This window comes from Agromyces sp. NPDC029043 (assembly GCF_055564615.1).
The window spans coordinates 1-1327 of the sequence record NZ_JBVHVX010000065.1; the positions used below are offsets into that span (position 1 = coordinate 1).

Consider the following 1327-nt stretch of genomic DNA (forward strand, 5'->3'; position numbering starts at 1 on the left):
TCGATGACGGTGGGCTCACCCTTGGTCAGGGTTCCGGTCTTGTCGAACAGCACCGCATCCACAGTGCGCATGGCCTCAAGTGCCAACCGGTCTTTAACCAGCACGCCGCCGCGGGCGGCGCGTTCGGTGGCAATGGCCACCACCAGGGGGATAGCCAAGCCGAGTGCGTGCGGGCAGGCGATGACCAGCACGGTGATGGTACGAATCACCGCCTGGTCGGGTTGACCGATGACCGTCCACACGATGGCGGTGATGATCGCTGAGCCGAGCGCGAACCAGAACAGCAGCGCTGCGGCGGAATCGGCCAACCGCTGGGCGCGGGAGGTGGAGTTCTGCGCGTCTGCCACCAGGCGCTGAATCCCGGCCAGCGCCGTGTCGTCGCCGGTGGCGGTGATCTGGACCCGCAGCCCCGAGTCGGTGGCCACCGTGCCGGCCACCACCTGATCGCCGATGCCGCGGCGCACCGTGCGCGATTCTCCGGTGACCATGGATTCATCGAGCTCGGCCGAGCCGTCCACGACGCGACCGTCGGCCGGGACGCTGGCCCCGGGGCGCACGATCACCACATCTCCGACCTGCAGCTCACTGGGAGCAACGGTGGTGATGTGGTCGCCCTCGACGCGTTCGGCCTCATCGGGCAGCAGCGCGGCCAGCGAGTCCAGGGCCGAAGTTGTCTGGGCCAACGACCGCATCTCGATCCAATGCCCCAACAGCATGATCACGATGAGCAGGGCCAGTTCCCACCAGAAGTCCAGTTCATGGTGCAACACACCGATGCTCGCACCCCAGGACGCCACGAAGGCCACCGTGATCGCCAAGGCGATCAACAGCATCATTCCCGGTGCGCGCGACCGCAGTTCTGCAGAGGCGCCTACCAGGAACGGCCGCCCACCCCAGCAGTACATCACCGTACCCAGCACCGGTGAGACCCACTTCAACACTTCACCATCGGGTAGGTCATAGCCGATGAGCATCGCGAACATGGGCGAAAAGGCCACGACCGGCACAGCCAGGGCCAGCATGATCCAGAACAGCCGCCGGAACTGCCCGACGTGATCACCATGCCCCCCATGCCCAGCGTGATCATGGTCTGCGCGGGCGCGCTCAGCATGGTGATCGTGGTGGTTGTGTGACGCTGCGGCGAGTTGGCCGTGGTGGCGTTCATCGGCGGCGTCGTGACCGACGTGCTCAGGGGAAGAGTGCTCGTTCATGCCGCTACCTTATACCCCTGAGGGGTATACGTCGAGGGGTTGGTGGGTGGAACTGTGGACGATGAGTGGGGCGGGCTGGTGAAGGCGCGCAGCCGCAGGCTGTTGCTGACGACGAA

Annotated in this window: 1 protein-coding gene; it reads right to left on the reverse strand. The window is 65.9% G+C overall.

Features of this window, described 5'->3' with window-relative positions:
• Window positions 1-1211: HAD-IC family P-type ATPase (locus tag ACZ4TW_RS24020; protein ID WP_465547031.1), on the reverse strand; the 1211-nt coding region annotated here is incomplete at its 3' end.
• Window positions 1212-1327: the final 116 nt, after the last annotated feature.